We start from the raw sequence: 23308 nt of genomic DNA, 5'->3' as shown, positions 1-23308 counted from the left end.
TCACCTCTTGTCACCTCACAAGGAGGCCACCGTGCCCGTCACCACTCTCGACGCCCGCACCGCCCTCGTCCTGATCGATCTGCAGAAGGGGATCGCCGGTCTGCCCACCGGCCCGCTGCCCGCCGCCGAGGTCGTGGAGCGCGGCGCCCGGCTGGCCGCCGCGTTCCGCGAGCGTGGGCTGCCCGTCGTCCTGGTGAACGTCACGGGCGGCGCGCCGGGCCGTACGGAGTCCGCGATGCGCGGCGGCACCCCGCCCGCCGACTGGGCGGAGCTGGTGCCCGAGCTCGACCGGCAGCCCGGCGACCTCACCGTCACCAAGCAGCAGTGGGGCGCCTTCCACGGGACGAACCTGGATCTGGAGCTGCGCCGCCGCGGCGTGACCCAGGTCGTCCTCGGCGGCATCGCCACCAGCATCGGCGTGGAGTCCAGCGCCCGCGCCGCACACGAGCACGGCTACCACGTCACCATCGCCACCGACGCGGTGACCGACCTCGACCCGGAGGCGCACCGCAACAGCCTGGAGAAGATCTTCCCTCGGCTGGGCGAGACCGGCACCACCGAGGCGATCCTCACGCTCCTCGGCCGACGCGGGTGACGTCGGGCGGCGCCGGATGACCGGACGGCCGCCGCTCGTGCCAGCGCAGATCGTCCTGGAGCTGGGCAGCCAGCGAGATCAGCCGGGGCTCGCCGTGGGCCGGGCCGAGCAGCTGGGCGCCCAGCGGCAGGCCGTCCGCGCTGAAGCCGGCGGGGACGCTCACGCCCGGCCAGCCCAGGACGTTCCACGGCCAGGCGTACGGGCAGGCGGCGATCATGGCCTGATCCGTACGCCAGCCGCTGAGCTTGGCGAGGGTGCCGATGCGCGGCGGCGGGGTGGCGGTGGTCGGCGTCAGCAGGACGTCGTAGGGGCCGAACAGCGCGCCGATACGCCGCTGTTGACGCCTCTCGACGGCGCGCGCCCGGCGCAGTACGGGCCCACCGAGCAGCCGCCCCAGCCGCGCCGCCTCCCGCGTACGGCGGTCCAGCAGGGAGCGGTCGGGGACCCGCTCCGCCCACTCCCCCACCCCGGCCGTGGCGCGCGGGACGAAGGCCAGCCCGACCAGCCCGTAGTCCGGCTCCGCCTCTTCGACGAAGTGGCCGAGGCGGACCAGTGTGCGGGCCACCCCGGTCACCGCGGCCCGGACATCGGGGTGCAGCGGCTTGCGGGTGAAGGTGAGGGCCGGCTTCCAGGACAGCGCGATCCGCAGCCGCCCCGGGTCGCGGCCGGCCGCCTCACGGGCCGCGATGGCGGGCGGCCGGTGCAGATCGCCGTCGTGGTTGCCGCTGGCCACGTCCAGCAGCAGCGCCGCGTCCTCGACCGTACGGGCGAGCGGGCCGATCCCGGTGATCCCCTGGAAGGCCTCGGGGTCCGGCCAGGTGGAGATCCGGCCACGCTGGGGTTTGATGCCGACGAGATGGGACCAGGCGGCGGGGATCCGGACCGAGCCGGCGCCGTCGGTGCCGAGCGCCGCGGGCACCAGTCCTGCCGCGACCGCGGCGGCCGAGCCGCCGGACGATCCGCCCGGGGTGTGCGCGAGGTTCCACGGGTTGCAGGTGTTGCCGAAGGCCGGTCCTTCGGTGAACGGCCACTGCCCCAGTTCGCAGGCGTTGGTCTTGCCGACGATGATCGCGCCGGCCGCGCGCAGCCGCCGGACGACCTCGGCGTCGCGCTCCTTGGGCGGGAACTCGCCGGCGCAGCCGAACGCGGTCGGCTCGCCCGCCACATCGGTGTCGTCCTTCACCGCGACCGGCACCCCGAGCAGCGGCAGCCGCTCCCCGGCGGCCAGTCTGCGGTCGGCCTTCGCGGCCTCCGCCATCGCCGCCTCGGCCCGTACCCGCCGGAAGGCGTTGACGGTGCCCTGAGTGGCCTCGATCCGCTCCAGCGACCGCCGTACCAGCGCGGTCGAGGTGACCCGCCCTTCGGCCAGTGCCTGCGCCTGTTCGGCGAGGCCCTCCAACTCCCCGACCGCCGCACCGATGTGCCGTGCCGGGGCCCCGGTCTCACTGTCCTGGCTCTCGTCAACGCTCACGCTGCGTGCCCTCCCTGGGACCGCCCATTCGAACGAACGGTCCCAGGAGGCTAATCGTCCCGGCCATGACCATCAACGACGCCGCGCGGCGCGGCACATCGACGACACACGGACGGCACACAGCGCCCCGGGGTGTAGCGGTGACGTTACGTCCGGCACCCGTGCGGGGCGCCCGTCACGACCGGTGGACCACCATGGCCGAGCCGCCGCCGCGCCGTACCTTCTCGGCCGCGGCCAGCCAGCGGCCGTCCGGCAGCCGTTGGACGCCGGTCGCCGCCCCGATCTCCGGATTCTGCTTGAAGGCATGTCCGATCGCTTCGAGTTGTCCCCGGACCGGGCTGTTCCACAGACCGGGTTCGAGCTCGGTGGCCGCCGCGTTGCGCTGGCTGGCGCGTGGCGCGGCGATGGCGTCGACCAGCGGCATTCCGCGGTCGAGATGGTTCACCAGGGTCTGCAGCACGGTGGTGATGATGGTCGCGCCGCCCGGCGAGCCGAGCGCCACCACCGGCCGGCCGTCGCGCAGCACGATCGTCGGCGAGATGGACGAGCGCGGGCGCTTGCCGGGGCCCGGCAGGTTCGGGTCGTGCACTGCCGGGTTGGCCGGGGCGAAGGAGAAGTCCGTCAGCTCGTTGTTGAGCAGGAAGCCGCGTCCCGGTACGACGATGCCGCTGCCGCCGGTCTGCTCGATGGTCAGGGTGTAGGCGACGACATTGCCCCACTTGTCGGCGACGGTCAGATGGGTGGTGTTCTCCCCCTCGTACGTCGTCGGGGCGGCCTTGTCCGCGGCGGCGCAGCGCTCGGGGTGGCGCGGGTCGCCGGGCGCGAGCGGGCTGGTCAGCGCCTTGTTGTCGTGGATGAGGCAGGCCCGCGAGTCGGCGAACCGCTGCGAGGTGAGTCCCTTGGTCGGGACGTCCTCCTGCGCCGGGTCGCCGACCCAGCGGCCGCGGTCGGCGAAGGCGATCCGGCTGGCCTCGATGTAGCGGTGCAGATACTGCTTCTCGCTCAGCCGGGAGACATCGCTCTTCTCCAGGATGTTGAGCGCCTCGGCGACGCTGGTGCCGCCCGACGAGGACGGACCGATGCCGTAGACATCGAGGCCGCGGTAGGTGGTGTGGGTCGGCGCCTGGCTGAGGGCATGGTAGCTCCGCAGGTCGTCCGCGGTCAGATCGCCGGGCCGTACCTTGCGGGTCGATCCGGGGCGCACCTGCGGCTCGCGGACCGTGCGGACGATGTCCCGGCTCAGCTCGCCCTTGTAGAGCGCGCCGACGCCCTTCTTCGCCAACTCCCCGTACGTACGGGCCAGATCGGGGTTCTTCATCGTCGAGCCGACCACCGGCAGCTTGCCGCCGGGCAGGTAGAGGTCGGCGGTCGCCGGGAAGTCCCGGAAGCGCGCCTCGTTGTCCGCGGTCTGCCGGCGGAAGGTCGCATCGACGGTGAAGCCGTGCGCGGCCAGCTTCCGGGCGGGGCGCAGTACCTGGCCCAGGGACCGGGTGCCCCAATTGTTCAGGGCGGTGTCCCAGGTGGCGGGGGTGCCCGGGGTGCCGACGCCCAGCCCGCTGGTGACGGCTTCGTCGAACGGGATCGGCTTGCCGTTCTCCAGGAAGAGGTCCTTGCCGGCGGAGCGCGGGGCGGTCTCGCGGCCGTCGAGGGTGCGTACGACCTTGGACTTGGCGTCGTAGTAGACGAAGTAGCCGCCGCCACCGATGCCGGCGGAGTAGGGCTCGGTGACACCGAGGGCGGCGGCGGTGGCGACCGCCGCGTCGACGGCGTTGCCGCCCTTCTTGAGCACGGAGATACCGGCGGCCGAGGCGTCCGGGTCGACGCTGGAGACCGCCCCGCCGGAGCCGACGGCGACCGGGGTCTTCTCCGGGGTGGCGGTGGCGGCGCCGTCCTGGGCCGAGGGGGCCGGCCGCGGTGGTGCGGACAGAGCGGCGGCCGGGACCGCCACCAAGGAGCCGGTCAGCGCGGCGGCCGCTCCCAGGACGGTGAGACGTCGGACTGTGGTCATACCGGGGTTTCCTCCAAGGGCGTGCGCGAGGGGCGGCAGAGGCCGGAGCCTACTCGGGTGAACAGCGCGCCGACAGAGGGCGTTTCGGGTACCGGCCCCATGACGGCACCGAGCAGGGGCCGTGTCCCTACGGATCAGACGGGTCCGTTTCCATACGGATCAGGAGGGTCCGTTTCCGTAGAGATCAGATATGCCCATACGGACCAGGACAAGCCGTCCCAGCCACCCGCCCCGCCCTCGAACACACACCCGGAGTGCCGGTACGCTCCCCGGCCATGGATGACACCCTGCTGCTTCTGACCGTGGCGGCCGCGGCCCTCGTCGTGGGCCTGGCGGCCGGCTGGGCCGTGCTATCGGCGGCGGCCCGCCGGAAGCTCACCCGCGAACAGAGCTTCTTCGGGCTGCCGGACGGTTCGGAGTGCGTTCTGGTCACCCACCGGGACAGCTCCTCGGCGCACTGGAGCATCCCGCGCCATGACGCGCTGGCGCTGCTGGGTCTGGCCGCGGTGATCGAGAACTGTGGTGCGCACCCCGAGGTCGCCCCGCATGACACCGGCCTCCAGGGCTTCGGGGCGCGCACCGAATTCTGCGTCGGCGATCCGACCGCGCACCGCCGGCTGGCGGCCCATCTGGCCAATCTGCTGCCGGGCGTCGCGGTGCACCCGGGCGACGACGCCGGCGTGGGGCGCGGCACCTTCACCATCGGCGGCTCGACGTACCGGATGGAGCCCGGCGCGGCGGAGTATGTCCTGCTGGCCCGGCTGACGGCCGGTGAGGGCGACCGCCCGGTGTTCCTGGCGGCCGGTCAGCGTCCGGTCACCCACCGGGCCGCGGTCCGCCATCTCGTCCGCAACCGGGGCCGGCTGGCCCGTAAGCACGGCGCGGACGGCCAGTTCTGTCTGCTGCTGAAGGTGGTCAACTCACAGGCGTACGGGCCCGATGTCGTCGAACTGGTCGCCGATGTCACCAAGGCCGCCTTGACCGTCGCCGAGCCGAAGGGCCATCGGGCGGCGGCCTGAGACCGGCGCACCGACGGGCAGCCGGCCGGCTGATCTGCCAGGCTCGTCGGCATGATCGCCAGTCTCCGTTCGACCGTGCCGCACTGGACCGGTGCGCTGCCGGTGCTGGCGGTGGTGCTGCTGGCCCTGACGTGGGGGCGGTCGCTGCCGGTCGCCGTGGTCGCCCTTGTGTCGTGTTTGCTGGCCGGGGCGGTGCTGGCCGCGGTGCATCACGCGGAGGTGATCGCGCACCGGGTGGGTGAGCCGTTCGGGTCGCTGGTGCTGGCGGTCGCGGTGACCGTCATCGAGGTGGCGCTGATCGTCACGCTGATGGCCGACGGCGGCGACAAGAGCGCCGCGCTGGCCCGGGACACCGTCTTCGCGGCGGTGATGATCACCTGTAACGGCATCGTCGGGCTGTGTCTGCTGGTCGGCTCGCTCAAGCGCAAGGTGGCCGTCTTCAACCCCGAGGGCACGGGTGCGGCGCTGGCGGCGGTCGCGACGGTGGCCGGGCTGAGCCTGGTGCTGCCGACGTTCACCACCACCACGCCGGGGCCGCAGTTCTCCACCCCGCAGCTGGTCTTCGCCGCCCTGGCCGCGCTGATCCTCTACGGCATGTTCGTGACCACCCAGACCGTCCGGCACCGGGACTACTTCCTGCCGGTGACCTCGTCCGGCGAGGTGATCGACACCGAGGACCATGCCGAACCGCCGTCGGCGCGGGCCGCGCTGAGCAGCCTGGGGCTGCTGGCGCTGGCGTTGATCGCGGTGGTCGGTCTGGCCAAGGCGGTGTCGCCGGCCATCGAGTCCGGTGTGGCCGCGGCCGGTCTGCCGTCGTCCGTCGTCGGCATCGTGATCGCGCTGCTGGTGCTGCTGCCGGAGACCATCGCGGCCCTGCGCGCGGCCCACCGCGACCGCGTGCAGACGAGCCTGAACCTCGGCCTCGGCTCGGCGATGGCCAGCATCGGCCTGACCATCCCCGCGGTCGCGCTGGCCACCGTCTGGCTGCCGGGCCCGCTGATCCTGGGCCTCGGTGCCAGCCATATGGTGCTGCTCGCGCTGACCGTGATCGTCGGCACCCTGACGGTGATCCCCGGCCGCGCCACCCCGTTGCAGGGCGGCGTCCATCTCGCCCTGCTGGCCGCGTACATCGTGCTGGCCGTCAGTCCCTGAGCGGCGAACGGGCCCCGGCCGCGTAGGGAGGGGACGGCTCGCGGACCGGGGGTCCTCCCGGCCGCGCCCCGCCGATGCCAGCCGATCGGGTACGGAACCCACCCTCCCCGGTGTCGCTCCCGCTCTCACCGAAGACCGCATGAGAGCACGTGAAGGGTGAAATCGGATAAGCGCACAAATACCCGGCGGAAGTTCCTTCAGGCCGCCGTCGTGCTGGGCGCGCTCTCCGTCGGCCGCGTCCTGTTCGCCGCGGACACCGAGGCACCGGAGACACGGACCGCGCAACGGGCCCGGGCCCGCCCGAGGGACCCGCACACCGCGGCCGGACCGCCGCCGTCCGCCGATCACGCCGGCACGGCGAACGCCCCGGAGCATCGTCTGCACCCGATGGCCGGCGAGACCGCCTTCTCCGGCCCGGGCGCCTCACCGCCCCACCCCGATGTCGCCTACACACTGTCCACCGACAGCCGGGACATCTTCCTCACCTTCGACGACGGGCCGCACCCCCACCACACCCCGGACATCCTGCGGATCCTGCACCGCCACGACGCCCAGGCCACCTTCTTCGTCGTCGGCCAGAACGCCGTGGCATTCCCGGGCCTGCTGCGCGACATCGCCGACGAGGGCCACGCCGTCGCCAACCACACCTGGTCCCATCCGCAGCTCCCCATGCTGCCGCCGGGCGCCGTACGCAGCGAACTCGGCCGCACCAGCAGCCTGATCGAGGATGTCCTCGGCACCGCCCCCAACCTGGCCCGCGCCCCGTACGGCGCCTGGGACGATCCCTCGCTGAGCATCTGCAACGAACTGGGCATGTCCCCCGTCGGCTGGGCGATCGACTCGGAGGACTGGACCGGCCCGGGGGCGGAGATCATCGCGGACACGGTCATGAACGAGATCCGCCCCGGTGCGATCGTGCTCTCGCACGACGGGGGCGGCGAGCGCTCGCAGACCGTCGACGCCCTGGAGTGGTATCTGCCGCGCCTGCTGGACGAGGGTTACCGTCCGATCCGTATCGAGCCCTGACGAGGATCCCGCGATGACCGAGGCGGCCGGCGCCCGCCCGACCGGCACCGATGCTTGCCTGGTGGCGCAACTGCTTGCCTGGTGGCGCAAGCCTCCGGTGGGGCAAACGGGTACCAAAGGGTGAGACCGGTCACTCGGCGCCCTGAAACCGCACCCCATGGTTTATCGTTCAATTGGAAGCGGGTGCCGGCATCACGACGGCGCCTGAGGGCCCTCCCCGAGGGAGCCGGCCCCACCGCCGTACGGCAGCCACCCCACCGGCCACCGCCGTCACCACCCGCGCCCCCGAGCCGCCCCGGCCGAATTCCCCCGTTCGGCCGGGGCTTCCCCGTCTCCGCTCAAGTACGACGCGTCTCTCAGGTACGACGCATCTCTCAGGCGCCACGCGTCTCACAGGTCCGACGCGTCCTCACCGCAGATGCGACGCCCCGTTGACGTCCAGCACCGCCCCGGAGGACCAGAGCGCCTCCGGCGAGGCGAGATGGCGGACGGCGGACGCCACATCCCGCGGCGAGGCGACCCGGCCGAACGGGCTCTGCTCCCGCACCTCCTCCGTGAGGCGTCCGGCGACCCGCTCGGTCGCCACGAACCCGGGCGCCACGGACGCGACCCCGATCCCGTACGGCGCCAGATGAACCGCCAGCGACTGCCCCATCGCATGCAACGCCGCCTTGGACGCGCCGTAGGCCGGATGATCCGGCTCGCCGCGGTACGCGCCCCGCGACCCGATATTGATGATCCGCCCCTCGACCTCCCGCTCGATCATGTTCCGCGCCGCGCAGTAACTCATATGTGCCGCCCCCAGCAGATTCACGTCCACCACCTGCCGCCAGGCGCTCTGCCAATCCTCGAACGACGTACGGTCCAACGGGTGCGCCACATTCGCGGCGGCATTGTTGACGAGTACATCGACGCCGCCCAGCCCGTCCACGGCCGCCTCGACGATCGCCGCCGCGCCCTCCGGGGTGCTCACATCCCCCTGCACCAGCACATGCCCGCTCCCCGCCAGCCCCGCGAACGCGGCCTCCGCCGCCTCCCGCCGCGACGCGTAATGCAGCGCGACCCGGTCCCCCTCCGCGGCGAACAGCTCGGCCACCGCCCGGCCGATCCCCCGCGAGGCCCCGGTCACCAACACCGCCCGGCTCACCGGACACCCTCCGACCACAGCTGACTCATCAACAGCCCCATGCCCTCGCTCGACGATCTCTCCATCAGTGATCGTAAAGAACCCGTGGGAGAGTCGGGCCATACCGTTCGCTCACAACGACCACTATCACCGTCTGCTGTGACGGCAGGTGCCACAGAACTGTGGTGCGGCGCTCGATGTCGGCTGCGGGACCGGCCGGTTCGCACGCCGGCCGGCCGCGCGGGGGATCGAGGTGCATGCCGTCGATCCCTCGGCGGAAGCCCTTGCGGAGGCTCGTGCCAAAACGACGGGCGGCGGACGGCTGCCCCGCTTCGAGCACGCGGACGTCACCGGGCTCGAACTGCCCGCTCGGCACTACGACTTCATCTCGTGCCTGGCGAGCATCCACCACATGCCGTTCGACACCGTCCCCGGCGCGCACAACGAGGACGCCGGTATCGCGGCCGGGCAACGTCCTGTCCGAGCGGGAGTTGCCCACCGCCGTACTCGCCGGAAACGACCAGGACGCGGTCCGGACGGCCGAGCACGCGGTGCGGTTCGCGATCGAGCGCCTCGACGACAGCACCCTCGCCCCCCGCGCCTGCGTTCTGGACCCCAAATTCGTCGTCCGCGGCACCAGCGGCCCACCACGGGACACGGACCGGCCCGCATGACCGGAACGGCGGCCCCGGATCCGGCCCCGGCCCCGATCTGCGGAGGCCCCCGCCTCGCCCGATCATCGAACTATGGCCCCGACCGCCGAGCCCGGCTCGGCCTCCTCCTACCCCGTGATCCGGCCGATGCTGGCCACGGTCGGCCCGCTGCCCGCCGAGCACGAGGAGGCGGCCTGGGCGTTCGAGGCCAAATGGGACGGCGCGCGCTGCATCGTCAACACCCCCGGTGACGGCACGATCCGGCTGATCACCCGGGCCGGCAACGACGCGACCACGACGTACCCGGAGCTCGCGCCCCTCGGCGAGCAACTGCGGGGCCGGCCCGCGGTGCTCGACGGCGAAGTGGTGGTGCTGGACGCCCGCCGGCGGCCCGATTTCGGGCTGTTGCAGCGCCGGATGGGCGTGCTGAACCCGCGCCGCACGGCCCGTCTGGCCATGGAGTACCCCGTACACCTCGTCCTCTTCGACATCATGTACCTGGGCGGATCGCTGCTCGGTTCGCCGTATTACGAGCGCCGGTCCGTCCTGTCGGGGCTGGGCCTGCGCGGCCCGAACTGGTCGGCGCCCGCGTATGTGGAGGGGCACGGGCAGCAGGCGTGGCAGGCCTCCCTCCAGGGTGGCCTCGAAGGCGTGGTGGCGAAGCGGCTGACCTCGGCGTATCTGCCGGGCGTCCGGTCACCCGAGTGGCGCAAGACGAAGCATCTGCAGACCCTCGACGTGATCATCGGCGGCTGGACGGAGGGCCATGGCGGGCTCACCGGGCTCCCCGGTGCCGTCCTGGCGGGTGTGGCGGAACCGTCCGGGCTGCGGTACGTCGGTTCCGTCGGCTCGGGCCTGTCCGACCGCGAACGCCAGGAGCTCGCCCAGTATCTGGGGGTGATCCCGCTCGACCGCTCCCCCTTCATCAACCCCGTGGACGCATCGGGCGCCCACTGGGCCGAACCCCGGCTCGTCGCCGAGATCACGCTCGCCGGCTGGACGGCGGCCGGCCGGCTGCGGCACCCGATCTGGCATCGGCTGCGGCCCGATCTGACGCACCTGGGCTGAGGCAGGACCGGCCGCGGCCCGGACCGATGCCGGACCCGGCAGGGAGCCGGATGCCGGCACCCGGCAGTGCGCCGGGCGGCTGACGCGCGGGGATACCCGCGCCGGTCCGGGAAGGCTCGCCCTGAGGACTCCGAGCATCCGCAGACGGAAGGAGTCGGTGATGCCCCACCCCACCGACAGCGACACCGGCGGCACCACGACCGGTACGACGGCACGTACGACGGAAGGCAACACCGAGTACGGCAGACGGCCCTTCAAGCGCTCCAAGAGCCACTTCGCCGACCGCATCACGGCGGACGGCCGGGACGGCTGGCCCGTCGAGACCGGCCGCTACCGGCTCGTGGCCAGCCGCGCCTGCCCCTGGGCGAGCCGCGCCGTCGTCTCACGACGGCTGCTCGGCCTGGAGGACGCGATCTCGCTCGCCATCCCCGATCCGCTCCAGGACGACCGCAGCTGGCGCTTCACCCTGGATCCGGACGGCCGCGACCCCGTACTCGGCATCCGCTACCTCAGCGAGGCCTACAACGCCCGCGAGAAGGGCTACCCCGGCGGGGTCAGCGTCCCCGCCGTCGTCGACGTACCCAGCGGGAAGCTCGTCACCAACGACTTCCAGCAGATCACCCTGGACTTCGCGACGGAATGGAAGGCGCTGCACCGGCCCGGCGCGCCCGATCTGTATCCGCAGCGCTGGCGCGAGGAGATCGATGTGGTCATGGCCGGCGTCTACCGGGACGTCAACAACGGTGTGTACCGGGCCGGTTTCGCCACCGGGCAGAGCGAGTACGAGGCCGCCTTCCATGATCTGTTCCGGCGCCTGGACCTGCTGTCCGAGCGACTGTCGAACCAGCGCTACCTCGTGGGCGACACCATCACGGAGGCCGACATCCGGCTGTTCACGACGCTGGTCCGGTTCGATCCCGTCTACCACGGACACTTCAAGTGCAACCAGTTCAAGCTGGCCGAGGACCCCGTGCTGTGGGCCTACGCCAAGGACCTCTACCAGACGCCGGGCTTCGGCGACACCGTCGACTTCCACCACATCAAGCAGCACTACTACCGGGTACACACGGGCATCAACCCGACCGGCATCGTCCCCGTCGGACCGGACCTCTCGGGCTGGCTGACGCCGCACCACCGCGAGGAGTTGGGCGGTCGGCCGTTCGGTGACGGCACACCGCCGGGTCCGGTACCGCCGGGCGAGGAAGTCCCTCCCAGCGGCCGCCCCACGGCCCTCTTGACCGGCTCTTGACCGGGCCCCGACCGGCCCCCGGCGAGATCGCCGCACCCCTGACCCCCGCGCCCGTAGCGTGAGACCCTAAGAACAAAGAGGCTCATACAGGACAATCAGGGACACGCGAGGGGTGAACCCGATGAGGATGGTCCTCAAGGCCCAGATACCGACCGACGCAGGCAATGAAGTGATCAAAGACGGCACCCTGTCGAAGATCATGGAGACGGCCATCGCCGCCCTGCAGCCCGAGGCGGCCTACTTCACGCTCGAAGGCGGCGACCGCACCGCCTTCTTCTATTTCGACATGCAGCAGTCCTCACAGATGCCGGGCCTCCTCGAATCGTTCTTCATGGATCTGAACGCCAAGGTCTCGCTCCAGCCCGTGATGAACGTGCAGGACCTGCGCACCGGACTCGCGGAGATGATGAGCGGCACCTGAGCGGCGCACGGAAGGCCGGGACGCCGCGCTCACTCCGGCCCGGTGTCCTCCGGCGTGCCCTGCGCCAGCTCGGCCAGGACGCCGAGCGCATCGGCCAGGGCGTCACGGGGCGGGGACGCGAGTGCCAGCCGTACCGCGTTGGGTGTGTGGCCCGGTCCGACGGCGAACGCTCCCGACGGAGTGACGGCGATCCCGCGGCGGGCGGCGGCGGCGACGAAGGTGTCGGCCCGCCAGGGGTCCGGCAGTTCCCACCAGCAGTGATACGCCTGCGGATCGGCCCGGACGCGGAAGCCGGCGAGCTTTTCGGCGACGATCCGCTGGCGGGCCGCGGCATCGTCGCGCTTCGTCGCTTCGATGGTCGCCGCGGTGCCGTCGGCCATCCAGCGGGTTGCCGCGTCCAGCGCGAAGTGGGGCGCCGTCCAGGTGCCCGATCGCAGGGCCGTCGCGAAGTCGTGTGCGGTGCCTTCGGGAACCGTGAGAAAGCCCAGGGACAAGCCCGGGGCGAGCCGCTTGGAGAGGCTGTCGACGACGACCGTGCGCTCCGGCGCGAGAGCCGCGAACGGCGGCAGGTCGTCGCGGAGGAATCCATAGATGGCGTCCTCGATGGCGGGGATGTCCAACTCCCTCAGCACCGCGGCGAGTTCGGAACGCCGCCGGTCGGGCATCGTGATGCCGAGCGGATTGTGCAGCGCCGGCTGGAGGTAGACGGCGCGCAGTGGTGCGGCCGCGCGCAGCGCCTCGGCCGTCAGACCGTGCTCGTCCATGGCCAGCGGGACGAGGGTGACGCCGAGGCGGGCCGCGATGCCCTTCACGACGGGGTAGGTGAGCGCTTCGACGCCGAGGCGTTCACCGGCGGGGACCAGCGCGGCGATCGCGGCGGCCACCGCCTGGCGGCCGTTGCCCGCGAAGAGCAGTTGCCCGGGGTCCGGCGCCCAGTCGGCACGGGCGAGGTGCGCGGCCGCGGCCTGCCGGGCAGCGGCGGTGCCGACGGCACCCACCGGACGCAGGGCGACTGCCAGGGCATCGGGGCGCAGCAGATGCTGAAGACTCTTGGCGAGGAGGGCAGGGTGCTCCGGCAGCACCGGGAAGTTCATCTCCAGGTCGATCCGGGCCTCACCCGGCTCGGCCAGCGCGGGCTCGGCCGAGGGCGCGGCGGTGCGGACGAAGGTGCCGCGGCCGACCTCTCCCACCGTCAGGCCCCGTCGGCTCAATTCTCGGTACACCCGGGCTGCCGTCGAACTTGCGATGCGCCGGTTACGGGCGAACCGGCGCAGCGGCAGCAGCCGGTCACCGGGGCGGAGCCGGCCGGCAGCGATATCGGCCGCGAGTTCATCGGCAATCACTCGATAGTCGTCCATCGATCACTCCCACATTGCACCGAGCACATTATTTACATTGTGCCGAGAGATTGCCCTCGATAGCATCGAGACGTCAAGTCGCGCAGAGGGGATGCCTTCCATGGGATCGGTGCTTTTCCAGGACATCACTGTCGGGTACGAGGACGAGGGCAGCGGCGATCCGCTGGTACTCGTGCACGGACACCCCTTCGATCGCTCGATGTGGCGCCCGCAGATCGCGCACTTCAGCCGCTCCGGCCGACGGGTGATCGCCCCGGATCTCCGTGGCTACGGACAGAGCACGGTCGTTGCGGGCAAGACTCCGCTGGAGACCTTCGTCCGTGACATCGTCCGCCTGCTCGACCATCTCGGGATCGAGCGTTTCGTCCTCGGTGGACTGTCCATGGGCGGCCAGATCGTCATGGAGTTCTACCGGCTCTTCCCGGACCGCATTCGCGCGCTTCTGCTCGCCGACACCTTCGCCGCGGCGGAGACCGAAGACGGCCGGACCGCGCGATACGAGATGGCGGAGCGTCTCCTCCGTGAGGGGATGGACGGCTATGCGCACGAGGTGCTGTCCAAGATGGTTTCGCCGCACAACATCGCCACACAGCCGGATGTCGCCGAACACGTCCTGGGAATGATGACGGGAACGGCCCCCGAGGGTGCGGCCGCCGCACTCCGCGGCCGCGCCGAGCGCCCGGATTACACGGAACTGCTGTCGCACATCTCGGTACCGGCACTGGTCGTCGTCGGCACGGAGGACGCGTACACACCGGTGAGCGACGCCCGTGACATCTACGAGCGCATTCCCCACGCCGAACTGGCCATCATCGAGCAGGCGGCCCATATGCCGAATCTGGAGCGAGCGAGCGAATTCAACGCCGCGTTGGAGAAGTTCCTCGATTCACTGCCGGAAGTGCCGGAATCGACAGCAACGACGGAAACAACAGAAACGGCGGCGTCGGCCGCCCGGGAAAGCTGAGCACCATGACCACTCCTCAGGACGCCACGACCACCACGACCACCACCCGCCGGAACACGGTGTTCATCACCGGCGCGAGCAGCGGATTCGGTACGGCGATCGCGCGGCGCTTCGCCGAGGACGGCGCACGCGTCATCGTCGCCGCCCGCCGCGCCGACAGACTCGCCGAGCTGGCCGCGGAACTGGGCCCGGCCGCCCTCGCGCTCGAACTCGACGTACGGGACCGGGAAGCGGTGGCACAGACCGTCCGCACCCTGCCCCCGGAGTTCGCCGCCATCGACGTACTGGTCAACAACGCCGGGCTGGCCCTGGGACTCGAACCGGCTCAGGCAGCCGCGCTCGACGACTGGGAGCAGATGCTCGACACCAATTGCAAGGGGCTTCTGCACTGCACCCGGGCCATTCTTCCGGGCATGGTCGCGCGCGGCCATGGCCATGTGATCAACCTGGGCTCCACCGCCGGCAGTTATCCGTACCCCGGCGGCAATGTCTATGGCGCCACCAAGGCCTTTGTCCATCAGTTCAGCCTCAATCTGCGCAGCGATCTGCACGGTACGGGCGTACGCGTGACCTGCATCGAGCCGGGAATGTGCGGCGGAACGGAATTCTCCACGGTGCGTTTCGAGGGCGACGCGAAGAAGGCCGAGGCCGTCTACGCGGGAATGCGGCCGCTGGGCGCCGACGATATCGCCGCCTCGGTGCACTGGGCGGCCTCGCAGCCGGCCCATGTCAACATCAACACGATGGAACTCATGCCGGTCGCGCAGAGCTTCGCCCCCTTCCAGGTGCATCGCTCACCCTCGTGACGGCCGCCGACCCTTCGCCTCACTCGCTCATGCCCGGTGCCGCGCCGATCCGACGTCAGAAAGGCATGGCGGATCACGCGGCCCCGGCCACCCGTCCGGACGCCAGCAGCGCCGCGTGCGGCAGCACCAACGAGCCGTCCCGGTCGGTGAACTCCTCGGCCAGCAGGGCGAATTGCCGTCTGATGCGCTCGGTCACGGCCGGTCCTTGGCTGATCACGATCCGGCCGATCGTCGCCACCCCGGCCGCCGGCCCGCGCCACCACTCCTGCGGTGTCGTGCGGTGGTTCCACGACAGCGGCAGACAGGCCGCGTCCGCCAGGCCCGCGCCCCTCAGCAGACCGAGCAGGCCGTCTTCGGTGCGCGGGAAGTCGTCCTCGGGGGCCAGTGCCGGCAGATCCGGCGGGCGGGTCACACCGGCCGCCTGCACGGCGCGGCCCAGCAGCGCCTGACCCGGCGCCGCGGGGGCTGCCCAGAGGGTCAGCGCGATACGGCCGCCCGGCCGGGTCACCCGGCGCAGCTCGTCGAGGGCCGCTCGTGGCCGCCCCACGTGATTGAGTACGAAGTTCCCCACGACGGCATCGAACTGCCCGTCGGAGAACGGGAGTTGCGGGAGCGCGGCGATGACGGCACAGGCGTCGGGGGCGGCGTGGGCGGCGCGGCGGACCATTCCGGGGTCGGCGTCGACGGCGGTCACCCGTGCGCCGCGGGCACCGGCCGCCACGGCGACCGAGCCCGTACCCGTTCCGACGTCCAGGACCCGGGCGCCCCCGCGCACCCCGGCGGCATCCAGGAGGCGCGGAATCGGGTGGGCACACAGCCTGCCGAAGCTCGCCTCGTACGCGTCGGCGCTGTTCGCCCACGCCCGGCGCTCACTCGCGTCGAACGGCGTCCCGGGCACCATTTCCCCTCCCTCGTTCGGCAACTTGGTACACACTCACCCCATCAGCACCATCCGTGCCGACTCCCCCTGGACCCAACGACGTTACCCACCCGTAACCTACCGACGGGTTACCTCAGGTAAGGGATGGACCTTACTCTCCAGTCAAATCGGGCCGCCGTACGCCCCTCCTGTCCTCGGACAGCGTGCGACGGCTCGCATCGAGATCTGGAGCAGAAGATGACGCCCTCCCGCACGACTCTGCGCGCCGCGATCGGCACCGTTTCGGCGGCGGTGCTCGCCACCACGGTTCTCACCGGCGCACCGGCCCACGCCGAGGCAGCGGCACCGGAATCCGCCCCCGCGACGGCAGCTTCGGCGGCCTCCTCCTCCGTCAGGTTCGTCGACATCGAGGGCGACGGCGGAGTCACCCTCAAGGCGAATGTCTTCACTCCGGCCGGTGCGGACGGAACCCGGCGGTACCCGGTCATCGTGCTGCCCACCAGCTGGGCGATGCCGCAGGTCGAGTACATGGCGCAGGCCAAGAAGCTGTCCGAAGCGGGCTATGTGGTCGTCGGATACAACTCGCGCGGGTTCTGGCAGTCCGGCGGGCAGATCGAGACGGCCGGTCCGCAGGACATCGCCGATGCCTCGAAGGTCATCGACTGGGCGCTGGCCAACACGCCGGCCGATCCGCAGAAGGTCGGCATGGGCGGGGTCTCGTACGGTGCCGGGATCAGCCTGCTGGCGTCCGCTTTCGACAAGCGGATCAAGGCAGTTGCGGCGCTCAGCGGCTGGGGCGACCTCATCGGCTCGATCTACAGCGGACGTACCCAGCATCTGCAGGCGGCGGCGATGCTCGGTGGCGCGGGTGAGCTGACCGGGCGGCCCAGCCCCGAACTCCGGACGGTCCTCAAGGACTTCCTCGCCTCGAACCTCGCCAAGGAAGACGACCTGATCGCGTGGGGGAAGAAGCGCTCCCCCGCCACCTATCTCGACAAGATCAACGCCAATGGCGCCGCGATCATGCTCGGCAACGCATGGGGCGATTCGCTGTTCCCGCCCAACCAGTACGCCGACTTCTACGAGAAGCTCAAGGGCCCCAAGCGGCTGGAATTCCGGCCCGGTGACCATGCGACGGCCGAGGCGCTGGGGCTGTTCGGGCTGCCCGACGACACCTGGACCAACACCAAGCGGTGGTTCGACCACTACCTCAAGGGCGCGGACAACGGCATCGACCGCGAGTCGCCGGTGCTGCTCAAGTCCCGTTCCACCGGCGCCTACGAGGGCTACAAGAGCTGGAAGGACGTACCGTCGGCGCACCGCAGGATCGAGCTGGGCGGCAGCAAGCAGATCAACACCAACTGGGACTCCGGCGCCAACGGCGGGCTGATCTTCCTCTCCAGCATGCTGGACCAGTTCTTCAGGCTGCCGCCGATGGCCTCGATACCGCTGCTGCCGCGCTCCCTGGCCGCCGTCTGGCAGTCCGAGCGCTACGAGACCGGGCAGCGGGTCCGCGGAACCACACATCTGCACACCACGATGACCAGCACCGCCGAGAGCGGCACCGCCATCGCCTACCTCTACGACGTGGGCCCGCTCGGCATCGGCAAGCTGGTCACCCACGCGCCGTTCACCTTCCACGGCAAGACCCCCGGTCAGCCCTTCGGCGTGGACCTGGACCTGTTCTCCACGGCCTACGACGTGCCGGCCGGGCACCGGCTCGCGGTGGTCGTGGACACCGTCGACCCGCTCTACATCGAGCACAACCCGGCCGGCGCCCGGCTGACGTTCTCCTCGCCGGACGGTGATCCGTCGTATGTGTCGGTGCCGGTGCGCGACTGAGGCGTCGTCACGCACCCGCGCGGGGCGGGGCGTCCGGCGACGCCCCGCCCGGTCCGGGTCAGCGCGACGTGGACGTCCGCGCCCGGTAGGAGCGCGCGGCGATGAACAGCCCGATTCCCCACACGAGGAACTGCGGGATCCCGTAGACCACGATCCATGAGCTGAAGATGCCCTCGCCGTCGAACGTGACGACCATCTGCACAGCGGCCCAGACGGTGTACAGGAGCAGGAACGCCGACACCGTGTAGGCCGTGGCCGTCAGGGTCCGCCGCGGGACGCGTCGCCCCCGGGCGAGCGGCACCCAGCCCGGGAACACCAGCCCCCACGGCCGGACCAGGCTCAGCGCCAGGACGCCGGCCATCAGGGCCAGCGCGCTGAGGACGAGGAGATAGGGCCCGCCGCCGACGGCGTACCACGTGCGGAACTTGTCCTCGTCGGCCCAGAGCGGAATGCCCAGTGCCCAGACCGCGTGCAGCGGGATGAATCCGAGGGTCGCGGAGAGCGCGGAGGCATAGGCGGCCCGGACGGCCCGGCGGGACGGCGGCGGGGTCTCGGCGACGGCCACAGGCCGGCAGGGAACGGTGACGGCTGACATGGCGGGGACCTCCTGGCAGGGACATCGGGCAACGTGCCCACCGGCAACGGTTCCACGCGACGGCTACCCCGCACATCGCGCCGTGAGCCGACGCTCACTCATCCCCCCGGGCGGGCCGGCATTGCCTTTCTCCGCCGGACGGGGGAAACGGCGTGGACCCGGCGGGGTACCGGACGGCCCGCGCCCGGTCGTACGACCTGCGACGTACAGCTCGTGGCCGAGGTGGCGGCGGCGCGCGATCGGTAACCTCCGGACATGACCAGCTATCCACCGGCACGCGATGCCGGGCAGCGGAAGCATGATGCGCTCAAGCGTCTGGAGACGGACGAAGATGCATGGGTGTCCTCGGCATCCGGAGAGGGCCCGCCCTGCCTCGTACCGCTGTCGTTCGTGTGGCATGACGAGCAGCTGGTGATGGCCACCAAGGGGACCAATCCCACGGCCCGCAACCTCAGGGCCCAGGCTGCGTGCTGGGTCGCGCTGGGGCCCACCCGGGATGTGGTGCTCATCGAGAGCACGGCGGAGGTCATCGCGTCGGACGCGCTGCCGGACGACGCGGGTGAGGCCTTCGTCAAGAAGCTCGGCTGGGATCCCCGGGGGCGCGGTGCCTGGGTCTTCCTCGCGTTCCGGCCGCGCCGGGTGCTGGTCTGGCGCGAGGAGAACGAGCTGGCGGACCGGGAGTTGATGCGGGACGGGAAGTGGCGGGTGTGAGGCGCCCGCACCTGCCGACGACCGAGTCGGCCGTCACCGCCCTCCGTGAGATCGCGGCGGAGCACCACCTGGAGATCACCGTCACGGACGACATCGGCGCGGATCGGACCTCCCGCCGCACCTCGGCCGGAGCGTTCACCGTCCTGGACGCGGACGGCTCACTGCCGCACGAGGCCTTTGTGGAGCTGGGCGGGGCGCCCGCGGTCACCGTCCAGGTGTTCCCCGAGGACGATGCCAGGATCACCGTGGACGGGGTGGAGTTCGCCGATGTCCCGCGGGATGCGGTGCCGGCGTTCCTGCGGTCGGTGTACGGCGGGCTCGCCCACGTCAAGGAGCGGTTCTTTCCGCCGGGTCAGTGGCTGGTCGTGCCGCTGCCCGGCGACGAGACCTACAAGGAACTGATCCTCCGCGGTGCCCTCAGCCCCTGGCTGGCACGCCGCATCCGCTGAACCGGAGCCGGGCGCCGCGGGGCCCGGCTCTCAGGCCTGCGGCTGGGGTCCCCCCGGCATCAGCGTGCCCGGTTCCGGGGCGGCCACCTCGATGCCCTCGATCTTGATGTTGCGCTTCTGGCGCCGGGAGACCCAGGTCGCCAGCCAGGACAGAAGCATGCACATCCCGATGTAGATCGGCGAGATGATCATGACGACAGGGATGAACGGCAGGTCGTAGTCGAGGTTGGAGGCGATCAGCTTGCCGGCGTGCAGAAACTCCTCGTAGGTGATGAGGTAACCGAGCGAGGTGTCCTTCAGGGTGACCACCAGCTGGCTGATGATCGCCGGGAGCATCGCACGGATCGCCTGCGGCGCCAGAACATGCGTCATGACCTGGGTCTTGCGCATACCCAGTGCGTAGGCGGCCTGCCGCTGACCGGGGTCGACGGAGTTGATGCCGCTGCGGAAGACCTCGGCGAGCACCGAGCCGTTGTAGAGCGTCAGCCCCGCCACCAGCGCGGGGAGCGGCGCCACCTGCAGCGCCACATAGATGAAGAAGATCATGACCAGCACGGGCATCGCGCGGAAGAACTCCACGATCAGCGTGCTCACCCATCGGACCGTCCGGTGTTCGGAGAGTCGGCCGATCGCGAGCGCCCCGCCGAACGCCAGCGACAGCACCGCGGCGAAGCCGAAGGCCCGCAGGGTGTTGCCCAGCCCGGTGAGCAGGAGCTCCTGGATTCCCGTGTAGGTGAAGGGAGTCCACTTCGCGGCGGTGAACTGGCCGGTGTCGAAGAGGAGGTAGATGATCCAGGCGACCAGGGCGAGGATCGCGACCGTCGAGCCGAGGCCGTAGAGCCGGTGCCGCTGCCTGGTCCGCGGTCCCGGGAGGTCGTACAGGGCGGTGGTCATCGGGGGACTCCGAAGCGCTTCTCCAGCACGTTGAAGATCGCGCTGATGGTCAGGGTCACGATCAGATAGCCGACGGCGATCCAGACGAAGGTCCAGATGATGCTGTAGCCCATCTCGTTGAGCGGCTTGTAGACGCCGAGCAGTTCGACGACGCTGAAGGCACCGGCGATCGCGGAGTTCTTGGCGAGCGCGATCAGCGTGGAGCCGATGGGCGGGATGACGGACCGGAAGGCCTGCGGGAGGACGATGTCGCCGAGGGTCTGCGGAAAGGTCATGCCCAGGCTGCGGGCCGCCTCGCCCTGTCCGACCGGCACGGTGTTGATGCCGGAGCGCACCGCCTCGCAGATGAAGGCGGAGGTGTAGCAGCCCAGCGCGAGGATCGCGAACAGCTTGAAGGGCAGTACGAGACCGAAGCGCGGCAGGCCCAGCACCACCGCGAAGAACAGCAGGGTCAGCGGCGTATTGCGCAGCACCGTCACCCACGCCGTGCCCAGGGCCCGCAGCGAGCCGACCGGCGCGACACGGAAGGCCGCCATGAGGAAGCCGAGGCCGAGCGCGAGCAGCGAGGCGTAGACGGTGAGTTCGACGGTGCCCAGCAGGCCCTCCCCGTAGAGGGAGAGGTTGTCGAGGAGAACGTTCATCGGTCAGTTCCTTGGCGACTCAGGTCGCCGGGTAGCGGTCGATCGGGGGCGGCTCGGGTGCGGGCACTCCGGACAGGCCGAGGGTCGCGTCGTACGCCTTCTTCCAGTTGCCGTTCTTCTCGTTCGCGGCGAGGGCGTCGTCGAGCGCGAGACGCAGCGCGGTGTCGGCGCGCGGGACGCCGATGCCGTACGGCTCCTCGGAGAACGGCTTGCCGACCACCTTCAGCTCGTCGGGCACCTTCGCGGCGTAGCCGAGCAGGATCGCGTCGTCGGTGGTGACCGCGTCGACCTGGTAGGTGAGCAGGTTGTCGACGCACACCGAGTAGGTGTCGTAGGCGACCAGCACGGCCTTGGGGTATTCGGCCTGGATGCGCTGGTACGGGGTCGAGCCGGCCGCCGAGCAGACGCGTTTGCCGGCCAGGTCCTGCGGCCCCTTGATGTCGTTCTCGTCGGTGCGCACCAGCAGCGACTGGCCGGCCATGTAATAGGGGCCGGCGAAGCCCACCAGCCTCTTGCGTTTGGCGTTGATGGTGTACGTGCCGACGTAGAGGTCGATCTGGCCGTTCTGCAGGGCGGTCTCGCGGTTGGCGGAGGCGATCGTCTTGAACTGGATGGTGCTGGGCGGGAAGCCGAGGGCGGCCGACAGCATCTTGGCGATCTCGATGTCGAAGCCGGTGTAGAGGCCGGAGGCCGGGTCCTTCTCACCGAGGTAGGGCTGGTCCTCCTTGACGCCGATGACGAGATGGCCGCGGCGCTTGGCCTGCGTCCAGGTCGGGGAGTCGGGCAGCCGGAAGTTCTTCGCGACCGGGTACTGGGGCAGTTCACTGCCCTTGGGGCCCTTGACGGGCGGGCTGCCGGCCCGGCCGCAGCCCGCGAGGGCCAGCGCGAGCGCGGCGAGCGCGAGGGCCACGAGGGCGCGGCGCAGGCGCGTGGAGTGACTGTGCGGCATCGCAGCGCCCCCGTTCAGTGCTTGAGGATCTTGGAGAGGAAGTCCTTCGCCCGTTCGCTGCGCGGTGCGGTGAAGAACTCCTCCGGGGTGCGGTCCTCGACGATCCGGCCGTCGGCCATGAACACCACGCGGTTGGCCGCCGAGCGGGCGAAGCCCATCTCGTGGGTGACCACGACCATCGTCATCCCGTCCCGGGCGAGCTGGCGCATGACTTCCAGCACCTCGTTGATCATCTCCGGGTCGAGGGCGGAGGTCGGCTCGTCGAAGAGCAGTGCCTTGGGGTCCATGGCGAGCGCACGGGCGATGGCGACGCGCTGCTGCTGGCCGCCGGAGAGCTGTGCCGGATATTTGTCGGCCTGGGAGGCGAGCCCGACCCGCTCCAGGAGCTCGTGGGCGCGCCGTGCGGCCTCGTCCTTCTTCTTCTTACGGACCTTGACCGGCGCCAGCATGATGTTGGCGAGCACGGTCTTGTGGGCGAAGAGGTTGAAGGACTGGAAGACCATGCCGACTTCGGCCCGCAACTGGGCCAGCGCCCGGCCCTCTTCGGGCAGTGGCTTGCCGTCCAGCTTGATGACGCCCGACTCGACGGTCTCCAGACGGTTGATGGCCCGGCACAGGGTGGACTTACCGCCCCCGGAGGGTCCGATGACCACGACCACCTCCCCGCGGCCGACGGTGAGGTCGATGTCCTGGAGGACATGCAGTTTTCCGTAGTGCTTGTTGACCCCGCGCAGTTCAATCAGCGCATCACCGGCCATATGCAGACCTGCCCACTCTCATCCGTACAGCGGAGAGCCCGCAACCTACCGGTGCGAAAGGGGCACTTCTCCACTGACACGCACGTATGCGCAGATAGGGGCAGATAAATCAGGGCGAAGGGTTACGGATGTTACGGATGAACGTCGCGCGGACCCGGTGGGCGGGGCCCGTTCGTTGACCTCACGCGGGAGTCAGCTCTCCGAGACCTCGGCGTAGACCTGGGAGAGTTCGGGCGCACCGGTATCGGCCCAGCCATGGCCCGCCGCGACCACATCGATCTCCCGCCCGGACTCCAACCGGACCACCGGCTGCCCGTCCGGCCATACGTGCCAGACGGCGCCGCGTACCGTACGCACCAGAACCGTGCCGAGGTACAGACCCGCGTCATTGCCCAGCCAGGGCAGCACTTCCGGATCGTCCCGCCAGACGGGCTGCAGCTGGTCCAGCGCCTCCAACGAGCGTACGGAGTCGTCCAGTTCCACCCCCGCGGTCGCGGCCTGGGCCCGTAGCAGCTCGCATTCGGACAGCAGCTCGACGACGCTCTCGGGATCGGCCCGCACCGACTCGGCGAGCGGCACGGACCGGTGCGCATGCTGCCGCTTGCGCCACTTGTCCAGGAAAGACATGTTCATGGTGTGCAGGGTCCCACCCGACCTGTGGTCGGGGCCACAG

General features: G+C 70.8%; 23 protein-coding genes and 2 pseudogenes. 14 read left to right on the top strand and 11 right to left on the bottom strand.

The features are described from left to right. The first annotated feature begins 31 nt into the window (after positions 1-31). Positions 32-595, top strand: a complete 564-nt coding sequence (locus KI385_RS35580; RefSeq protein ID WP_238576158.1) for an isochorismatase family protein — start codon at positions 32-34, stop codon at positions 593-595. On the opposite strand, the gene KI385_RS35575 is transcribed toward KI385_RS35580, so the two are convergent. Together KI385_RS35575 and ggt are read right to left on the bottom strand one after the other, a co-directional pair. After that, complete coding sequence (locus KI385_RS35575) at positions 570-2066, bottom strand: amidase (RefSeq protein ID WP_425357013.1); 1497 nt, start codon at positions 2064-2066, stop codon at positions 570-572. The genes KI385_RS35580 and KI385_RS35575 overlap by 26 nt on opposite strands. A 175-nt stretch (positions 2067-2241) precedes the next feature. Continuing rightward, on the bottom strand, positions 2242-4074 hold the full coding sequence (gene ggt, locus KI385_RS35570; RefSeq protein WP_238576157.1) for a gamma-glutamyltransferase: 1833 nt from the start codon (positions 4072-4074) through the stop codon (positions 2242-2244). Between the two features lie 275 nt (positions 4075-4349). Here ggt and KI385_RS35565 point away from each other — a divergent pair, with 275 nt between their 5' ends. From KI385_RS35565 to KI385_RS35555, 3 genes are all read left to right on the top strand, one after another. Next, positions 4350-5093, top strand: coding sequence for a hypothetical protein (locus KI385_RS35565; RefSeq protein ID WP_238576156.1), 744 nt, complete (start codon positions 4350-4352; stop codon positions 5091-5093). A gap of 51 nt (positions 5094-5144) precedes the next feature. Further along, the gene (locus KI385_RS35560; RefSeq protein ID WP_238576155.1) at positions 5145-6245 is read left to right on the top strand and encodes a calcium:cation antiporter; all 1101 of its coding nucleotides are present in this window, start codon (positions 5145-5147) and stop codon (positions 6243-6245) included. A 156-nt stretch (positions 6246-6401) separates the two neighbouring features. Then, entirely contained in the window at positions 6402-7271 is an 870-nt protein-coding gene (locus KI385_RS35555; protein WP_238576154.1) for a polysaccharide deacetylase family protein, read from the top strand. Positions 7272-7680: 409 nt separating this feature from the next. Here KI385_RS35555 and KI385_RS35550 read toward each other — a convergent pair whose 3' ends face one another. After that, complete coding sequence (locus KI385_RS35550; RefSeq protein ID WP_238576153.1) at positions 7681-8418, bottom strand: SDR family NAD(P)-dependent oxidoreductase; 738 nt, start codon at positions 8416-8418, stop codon at positions 7681-7683. 148 nt (positions 8419-8566) lie between these two features. Here KI385_RS35550 and KI385_RS35545 point away from each other — a divergent pair. The 5 genes and pseudogenes from KI385_RS35545 to KI385_RS35525 form a co-directional block, all read left to right on the top strand. Next, a pseudogene (locus tag KI385_RS35545) lies at positions 8567-8770 on the top strand (class I SAM-dependent methyltransferase); the annotation flags it as partial. Between the two features lie 54 nt (positions 8771-8824). Next, positions 8825-9071: pseudogene (locus tag KI385_RS35540) on the top strand (LacI family DNA-binding transcriptional regulator); the annotation flags it as partial. Between the two features lie 72 nt (positions 9072-9143). Next, positions 9144-10118, top strand: coding sequence for a non-homologous end-joining DNA ligase (gene ligD, locus KI385_RS35535; RefSeq protein WP_238576152.1), 975 nt, complete (start codon positions 9144-9146; stop codon positions 10116-10118). Positions 10119-10278: 160 nt separating this feature from the next. Next, complete coding sequence (locus KI385_RS35530; RefSeq protein ID WP_238576151.1) at positions 10279-11367, top strand: glutathione S-transferase family protein; 1089 nt, start codon at positions 10279-10281, stop codon at positions 11365-11367. 121 nt (positions 11368-11488) lie between these two features. Next, a complete protein-coding gene (locus tag KI385_RS35525; RefSeq protein WP_128502391.1) occupies positions 11489-11788 on the top strand; it encodes a hypothetical protein in 300 nt (99 codons plus the stop codon). Positions 11789-11817: 29 nt separating this feature from the next. Here KI385_RS35525 and KI385_RS35520 read toward each other — a convergent pair whose 3' ends face one another. Further along, entirely contained in the window at positions 11818-13146 is a 1329-nt protein-coding gene (locus KI385_RS35520) for an aminotransferase-like domain-containing protein (protein WP_238576150.1), read from the bottom strand. 100 nt (positions 13147-13246) lie between these two features. Between KI385_RS35520 and KI385_RS35515 the strand changes: the two genes are divergently transcribed. Then, on the top strand, positions 13247-14110 hold the full coding sequence (locus KI385_RS35515) for an alpha/beta fold hydrolase (protein ID WP_238576149.1): 864 nt from the start codon (positions 13247-13249) through the stop codon (positions 14108-14110). A 5-nt stretch (positions 14111-14115) separates the two neighbouring features. Beyond that, the gene (locus KI385_RS35510; RefSeq protein ID WP_238576148.1) at positions 14116-14916 is read left to right on the top strand and encodes an SDR family oxidoreductase; all 801 of its coding nucleotides are present in this window, start codon (positions 14116-14118) and stop codon (positions 14914-14916) included. A 73-nt stretch (positions 14917-14989) separates the two neighbouring features. On the opposite strand, the gene KI385_RS35505 is transcribed toward KI385_RS35510, so the two are convergent. Further along, on the bottom strand, positions 14990-15817 hold the full coding sequence (locus KI385_RS35505; protein WP_238576147.1) for a class I SAM-dependent methyltransferase: 828 nt from the start codon (positions 15815-15817) through the stop codon (positions 14990-14992). Positions 15818-16033: 216 nt separating this feature from the next. On the opposite strand from KI385_RS35505, the gene KI385_RS35500 reads away from it, so the two are divergent. Then, positions 16034-17638: an alpha/beta fold hydrolase gene (locus KI385_RS35500; RefSeq protein WP_238576146.1), complete on the top strand. Its 1605-nt coding sequence runs from the start codon at positions 16034-16036 to the stop codon at positions 17636-17638. A 58-nt stretch (positions 17639-17696) separates the two neighbouring features. On the opposite strand, the gene KI385_RS35495 is transcribed toward KI385_RS35500, so the two are convergent. Then, positions 17697-18233 (bottom strand): hypothetical protein, encoded by a 537-nt coding sequence (locus KI385_RS35495; RefSeq protein WP_238576145.1) that lies wholly within the window; start codon positions 18231-18233, stop codon positions 17697-17699. 255 nt (positions 18234-18488) lie between these two features. Between KI385_RS35495 and KI385_RS35490 the strand changes: the two genes are divergently transcribed. After that, on the top strand, positions 18489-18944 hold the full coding sequence (locus KI385_RS35490) for a pyridoxamine 5'-phosphate oxidase family protein (RefSeq protein ID WP_238576144.1): 456 nt from the start codon (positions 18489-18491) through the stop codon (positions 18942-18944). Then, positions 18941-19393, top strand: a complete 453-nt coding sequence (locus KI385_RS35485; RefSeq protein WP_238576143.1) for a hypothetical protein — start codon at positions 18941-18943, stop codon at positions 19391-19393. Before KI385_RS35490 ends, KI385_RS35485 begins: the two co-directional genes overlap by 4 nt. A gap of 30 nt (positions 19394-19423) precedes the next feature. Here KI385_RS35485 and KI385_RS35480 read toward each other — a convergent pair whose 3' ends face one another. The 5 genes from KI385_RS35480 to KI385_RS35460 all read right to left on the bottom strand — a co-directional run bounded on the left by KI385_RS35480 (position 19424) and on the right by KI385_RS35460 (position 23268). Further along, a complete protein-coding gene (locus KI385_RS35480; RefSeq protein ID WP_238576142.1) occupies positions 19424-20287 on the bottom strand; it encodes an amino acid ABC transporter permease in 864 nt (287 codons plus the stop codon). After that, positions 20284-20928, bottom strand: a complete 645-nt coding sequence (locus tag KI385_RS35475; protein ID WP_238576141.1) for an amino acid ABC transporter permease — start codon at positions 20926-20928, stop codon at positions 20284-20286. The genes KI385_RS35480 and KI385_RS35475 overlap by 4 nt, the downstream gene beginning before the upstream one ends. Before the next feature lie 19 nt (positions 20929-20947). Next, complete coding sequence (locus tag KI385_RS35470) at positions 20948-21877, bottom strand: glutamate ABC transporter substrate-binding protein (protein ID WP_238576140.1); 930 nt, start codon at positions 21875-21877, stop codon at positions 20948-20950. Positions 21878-21891: 14 nt separating this feature from the next. Continuing rightward, positions 21892-22635, bottom strand: a complete 744-nt coding sequence (locus KI385_RS35465; RefSeq protein ID WP_238576139.1) for an amino acid ABC transporter ATP-binding protein — start codon at positions 22633-22635, stop codon at positions 21892-21894. A 192-nt stretch (positions 22636-22827) separates the two neighbouring features. Continuing rightward, positions 22828-23268, bottom strand: coding sequence for a DUF6278 family protein (locus KI385_RS35460; protein WP_238576138.1), 441 nt, complete (start codon positions 23266-23268; stop codon positions 22828-22830). Positions 23269-23308 lie beyond the last annotated feature (40 nt).

It is taken from the genome of Streptomyces inhibens (assembly GCF_022221585.1).
GTDB lineage: Bacteria > Actinomycetota > Actinomycetes > Streptomycetales > Streptomycetaceae > Streptomyces > Streptomyces inhibens.
This window is presented reverse-complemented; position numbering and strand designations above follow the sequence as displayed.